Origin of the sequence: Rhizobacter sp. (assembly GCF_035702065.1) — a bacterium.
Taxonomy (GTDB): domain Bacteria; phylum Pseudomonadota; class Gammaproteobacteria; order Burkholderiales; family Burkholderiaceae_C; genus Rhizobacter.
In genome coordinates this window covers 1-5,915 of sequence record NZ_DASSRA010000094.1, presented here as the reverse complement: position 1 = coordinate 5,915, position 5,915 = coordinate 1, and the positions used below count along the sequence as shown (strand labels likewise).

The 5,915-nt window shown below is 71.5% G+C and carries 3 protein-coding genes; 1 reads left to right on the top strand and 2 read right to left on the bottom strand.

Annotated features, from left to right (window positions below; translation table 11 throughout):
• The first annotated feature begins 218 nt into the window (after nucleotides 1-218).
• The gene (locus VFL64_RS04390; RefSeq protein WP_489539169.1) at nucleotides 219-2,678 is read left to right on the top strand and encodes a cation-translocating P-type ATPase; all 2,460 of its coding nucleotides are present in this window, start codon (nucleotides 219-221) and stop codon (nucleotides 2,676-2,678) included.
• On the opposite strand, the gene VFL64_RS04385 is transcribed toward VFL64_RS04390, so the two are convergent.
• Nucleotides 2,669-4,480, bottom strand: coding sequence for a PHA/PHB synthase family protein (locus VFL64_RS04385; protein WP_489539168.1), 1,812 nt, complete (start codon nucleotides 4,478-4,480; stop codon nucleotides 2,669-2,671). The two genes, VFL64_RS04390 and VFL64_RS04385, sit on opposite strands and share 10 nt — an antisense overlap.
• Before the next feature lie 7 nt (nucleotides 4,481-4,487).
• Nucleotides 4,488-5,915: bifunctional acetate--CoA ligase family protein/GNAT family N-acetyltransferase (locus VFL64_RS04380; protein ID WP_489539167.1), on the bottom strand; the 1,428-nt coding region annotated here is incomplete at its 5' end.

The window sequence follows — 5,915 nt, the reverse complement described above, 5'->3', positions numbered from 1 at the left end:
GCTGCAGCTGCTGCAAGCGAAGCAGGCTCTCGGCCCACTGGGCCGACAAGGTGAACAGCGGTTCGAAGCCGATGCTCGACACGGGTTCCGACGGTTGGGCGGCAGCTTTGCTCATGGCGCGTCTCCAGAAGATGGACTCTGCGAGCCTAGGCCCGGCAGCGCAGAAGCAGTTGACACAACTCAAGCAAGCCGCCGATGCTGCATGCGAGCCTCACCGCATGAAGACTCCAGCCAACAACAGCAACAACGACGCCGACACCGGCCTGACCGACGCCGAAGCCGCCGCCCGCCTGCAGCGCGACGGCCCGAACCGCCTGCCCCACCCGGAACACAAGGGCGCACTCATGACCCTCGTCTCGGCCGCCCTGCAGCCGATGGTGATGCTGCTGCTGGCCTGCACGCTGCTCTATGCGCTGCTGGGCGAGCTGTTCGACGGGGTGGCGCTGGGCGCCTCCATCGCCGCCGTGCTGGTGATCTCGGTGGTGCAGGAGCTGCGCACCCAACGGGTGCTCGAAGCCCTGCGCGACCTGGCCAGCCCGCGCAGCACGGTGATCCGTGGCGGGGTGGTGCGCCGCATCTCCAGCCAGGAACTCGTGGTCGGCGACCGCCTGCTGGTGGAAGAGGGCGATCGCCTGGCCTGCGACGCGGCGCTGCTGCAGGCGCATGCGCTGCGGGTCGACGAGTCGCTGCTGACGGGCGAATCGCTGCCGGTCGACAAGGAGCCCGGCCCCGAAGGCCAGTTGCACGCGGGCACGCTCGTGGTGCAGGGCGACGGTGTGGCGCAGGTCAGCGCCACCGGGCCGCAGACGGCGCTCGGGCGCATCGGCGGCTCGCTGGCGGCGCTGGCACCGCGCGACAGCCGCCTGCACCTCGAACTCAAGCGCCTGGTGCGGGGCGTGGCCTACATGGCCCTGGTGATCTGCGTGCTCGCGGCCATGCTGTTCGCGTGGCGCGACGGATCGTGGACGGCGGGCCTGCTGGTTGGCCTGACGCTGGCGATGTCGATCGTGCCCGAGGAGTTCGCGGTGGTCTGGACCGTGATGCTCGCCATCGGCGCATGGCGCCTGGCCCGGCTCCAGGTGCTCACGCGCCAGCCGCAGGCCATCGAGGCGCTGGGCACGACCACGGTGCTGTGCGTGGACAAGACCGGCACGCTCACCTGCAACCAGATGGAAGTCGCCGGGCTGCAGGCGGCCGACGGCCAGGCGGTGGAGCGCCGGCCGGCCGATGAGGTGCACCCGCGCTGGCGCACGCTGCTCGACACCGCGGCCCAGGCCAGCGTGCGCGAAAGCATGGAACCGATGGACCAGGCCATCTTCCGCCTGCTGCCGGCCGAGGGCGCGAAACAGTCCGCGGCCCTTGTTGCTCGAGAGGGCGTGGCCCCCGGGCGCCCGTTCGTGCGCCAGGTGTGGCAGGCCACGGAGGGCGGGCCGCTCGCCGTGGCCATGAAGGGCGCGCCCGAAGCCGTGTTCGCACGCTGCGCGCAGGTGCCTGAAGCGTTTCGGCGCCAGGTCGAGCATTGGGCCGCCTCGGGCATGCGCGTCATTGCCGTGGCGTCTGCGCAGGCCGACCATGCCGCCGCGCTGCCGGAACAAGGCTACGCGCTGCAAGGCTTGCTGGCCTTCCAGGATCCGCTGCGTGCCGACGTGCCCGGCGCCCTGCAGGCCTGCCGCAAGGCCGGCGTGCGGGTGGTGATGATCACCGGCGACGCCCCCGCCACGGCCCAGGCCATCGCCCGCCAGGCCGGGCTGGTGCCCGAGGGCGAACCCTTGCAGGTGATGACCGGTGCGCAGCTCGACGCCCTCAACGAAGCCCAGTTCGAAGGCCTGGTGATGCGCGTGTCCGTGTTCGCGCGCATCTCACCGGCGCAGAAGCTGCGCATCGTGCAAGCGCTGCAGCGTCGCGGCGAGGTGGTGGCGATGACAGGCGACGGCGTCAACGATGGCCCCGCGCTGCGAGCCGCCGACATCGGCGTGGCCATGGGCGGGCGCGGCACCGACGTGGCGCGCGAGGCCGCCTCGCTGGTGCTGCTGGACGACCGCTTCGCCTCGCTGGTCGATGCGCTGCGCGCCGGCCGCCGGATCTTCGACAACCTGCAAAAGGCCATCGGCTACCTGTTCGCGGTGCACGTGCCGATCGTCGGCCTCTCGCTGCTGCCCGTGCTGGGCGGGCCGGTGCTGCTGCTGCCGCTGCACGTGGTGCTGTTCGAGCTGATCATCGACCCGGCCTGCTCGCTGGTGTTCGAGGCCGAGCCGGAGTCGCCCGAGCTGATGTCCCGGCCGCCACGCGCCCAGACCACGCGGCTCGCTGAACCGGGCATGCTGGCGAAAGCCCTCGCGGTCGGCGCAGTGGCGCTGGCCTTCGTGGCGGTTGTGCAGTGGCTGGCGCGGGCGCGCGGCGCGAGCGACGACGAGTTGCGCCTGGCGGCCATTGCCTGCGTGGTGGCGGGCAACCTCGCCATGCTGCTCTGGTTCCGGGGCCTCGGCCTGCGCCGGCAGAACCCGGTGTTCGACGGCCTCGTGCTCGGGGTGTGCGCCGTGGGCGCCATCGCGACGCTGGTGTCGCCGGTGGCTCACGCGCTCGGTCTGCCGGACGTGGACCCCGTGCCCGTGCTGGCCGTGCTGGGGCTTGCGGCCGCGTGGTCGGCGTGGCGGCTGCTCGGCGCAGCTCAGCGTTGATGCACGTACAGCCCCGGCGCCGGCTCCAGGGGCGGCAGGCCGCGTGCGCCCAAGCGAGGCGGTGCGCCGCGCCGACCCGAATGCTGCGCGAGCCAGCTTGCCCAGGCGCTCCACCACGAGCCCGGCGTCAGCGGTGTTTGCGCCAGCCATTCATCGGGCGTGAGCAGCGGGTCGCTGGCCTGCCGCGTGTGCATGCGGTAGCTCGACGGCACCGGGTTGCCCGGCGGGTTGACGATGCCCACGTTGTGCCCGCCCGAGGTGAGCACGAAGGTCTGCTCGGCGTCGCTCAGCGCATGCAGCTTGTAGACCGAGCGCCAGGGCGCGACGTGGTCTTGCACCGTGCCCACGTTGAAGACCGGCACGCGGATGTCGGACAGATGAACCGGCGAGCCCTGCACGCGCCATTCGCCGCGCGCCAGCGCGTTGTGCAGGAACAGGCCCTGCAGGTACTCCATGTGCATGCGGTAGGGCAGGCGGGTGCCGTCGGCATTCCAGGCCATGAGGTCGCTGACGGGCTCGCGCTCGCCGAGCAGGTGGCTGCGCAGGCGGTGCGACCACACGAGGTCGTTGGAGCGCAGCAGCTGGAAGGTGGCCCGCATCTGCCGCTTGTCGAGGTAGCCGCGGCGTGCCATGAGCCGGTCCAGGAAGGCGATCTGCGCCTCGTCGACGAACAAGGCCAGTTCACCGGGTTCGGTGAAGTCGGTCTGCGCGGCCATGAGCGTCACGCTCTTGAGCGGCGCGTTCTTGGGTGACGTGCTGTTGGGTGACGCGCTGGCCCTGCGGCCGAGCCAGGCGGCCACCGCCGACAGCAGCGTGCCCCCGAGGCAGTAGCCAGCGGCATGCACACCCGCGCCGGGCACGATGCGCGCGATGGCGTCGAGCGCGTCGAGCACGCCCAGGCGGGCGTAGTCGTCCATGCCGAGATCGCGGTCGTCGCTGTCGGGGTTCTTCCACGAGATCGCGAACACGGTGAAGCCCTGCGCCACCAGAAAGCGCACCATCGAGTTCGCCGGCGACAGGTCGAGCACGTAGTACTTCATGATCCACGCCGGCACCAGCAGCACCGGCTCGGGGTGCACGGTCTTGGTGGTGGGTTCGTACTGGATCAGCTCCATCAGCCGGTTGCGGTAGACCACGCGGCCGGGCGTGATGGCCACCTCGGCCCCCGGTGTGAACTGCTCGGCGCCCAGCGGGGGCAGGTCGGCGATGTCGCGCTTCAGGTCGTCCAGCGCATGCTGCGCGCCGGCCCACAGGTTCAGGCCGTGTTGTTCGGCAGTGCGCTTGAGCACCACCGGGTTGGTGGAGACGAAGTTCGACGGCGCGACCATGTCCAGCCACTGCCGGGCTGCGAAGCTCACCATGTCTTCGTGGTGCCGCGTGATGCCGGGCACGCCGGTCGTGGCGTGGTGCCACCAGTGCTGCCAGAGCTGGAAGCTCTGCGCCAGGCCGCGGTAGGGCATCTGCTGCCAGGCGGGGTCGGCGAAGCGCTTGTCTTGCGGCAGCGGGTCGATCACACGCTGGCCGCTCCACACCGACCAGTTGTCGGCCGCGAGCTTCACTGCCTCGCGGGCAAGTTCGGCCTGCTTGGCGGGCGATGCCGCGAGGTTGGTCCACCAGTCCAGGAAGGCGCCCACGGCGGTGGTCGGCGCCACGGTGGTGGGAAAGGGGTTGTCGATGGCCCAGTGCCGTTCGAGCGGTGCCACGGGAGCAGCGGCGTCGGAGGGCCTGGCCGCGGCGTCGCGCAGCCAGGGGCTGTCGCGCCGCTCTCTCGAGCCGGGCAAGGGAGGCAGGTCGTTCTTCATGGTGCGGTCAGGGTGTAGTCGAGGCGGCTTGCAGGGGCAGCACCAGGCGCAGGCTGCCCGGGTCGTCCCAGTCGTGGTCGCGAACAAAGCCTCGGGCCTGGGCCAGGTCGCGCATGGCGCTGTTGTCGTGCAGCACGAGGGCGACGAGCCGGCGCGTGCCGCGCGCCACCAGGTAGCCGGTCAGCGTGTCCATCAGCAGGGTGCCCAGGCCCTGGCCCTTGAGGTCGGAGCGCACGACGACGCCCAGCTCGGCGTCGATGTTGTCGGGGTCGCAGGCGGCACGTGCGACGCCCAGGATCTCGGGTGAACCTGGGGCGTGCTCGTCGATGGCGATGAACGCCATTTCACGGTCGTAGTCGATCTGCGTGAGCCGTGCCAGCTCGCTCGGCGGCAGCTCGCGCCGCGCGCTGAAGAAGCGAAAGCGCAGGTCTTCGGGCGACAGGCTGGCGACGAAGGCGCCGTGCAGCGCGGTGTCTTCGGGCCGGATCGGGCGCAGGCACAGCGTGCGGCCGCGCCAGGCGACGGTCCGCGCCAGTTCGGCCGGGTAGGGCGCGATGGCGAAGCGGGCAGCGCCGGCCACCGGCGTGGGGCTCAGGCGCACGCGGGCGTCGAGCGCGATGGCGCCCTGGGCATCGGCCCACAGCGGGTTGATGTCGAGTTCGGCGATCTCGGGCAGGTCGGCCAGCATGCGCGACACAGCCACCAGCACATCGCAGACCGCATCGATCTGTGCGGGCGGGTGGTCGCGGTAGCCGGCCAGGAGCCGCGCCACACGGGTGCGAGAGATCAGGTCGCGCGCCAGCACGCGGTTGAGCGGCGGCAGAGCGAGCGCGCGGTCGGCGGTGACCTCGACCGCCGTGCCGCCCTGGCCGAAGAGGATGACCGGGCCGAAGACCGCGTCGACGCTGGCGCCGACGATGAGCTCCTGTGCATGCGGGCGGGCCACCATCGGCTGTACGGTGAAGCCTTCGATGCGTGCATCGGGGCGCACCGAGCCGATCGTGTCGAGCATCTGCTGCGCGGCGGCATGCAACTCGTCGGCGTTGCGCAGGTGAAGGCGCACGCCGCCTACGTCGGACTTGTGCGTGAGCTCGGGCGACAGGATCTTCAAGGCCACCGGGTAACCGATGCGCGCGGCCTCGGCGACGGCCGCCAGTGGATCGGGGCGCACCGCCACCGTCTCGACCGTGGCGATGCCATAGGCACGCATCAGCGCCTTGGCCGAGGCTTCGTCGAGCAGGAGCCGCGAGCTCTCGATGGCGCGCGCGACGATGGCACGCGCCGCCTCCAGCGCCGGCTCGGCCGCTCCGCCCGAAGCCGGCGCTTCGAGCAGCAGGGCCTGGTTGCGGCGGTAGGTGCCGAGCATGGCGAACGCGTTCACCGCCTGCTCGGGCGTGGCGTAGTCGGCGATGCCGGCTTCCTCGAACAGGCGGCG

What these genes read in the sequence shown, in the direction of transcription:
- VFL64_RS04385 (WP_489539168.1), bottom strand. Translation starts at nt 4,480, where the DNA reads ATGAAGAACGACCTGCCTCCCTTGCCCGGCTCGAGAGAGCGGCGCGAC.
- VFL64_RS04390 (WP_489539169.1), top strand. Translation starts at nt 219, where the DNA reads ATGAAGACTCCAGCCAACAACAGCAACAACGACGCCGACACCGGCCTG.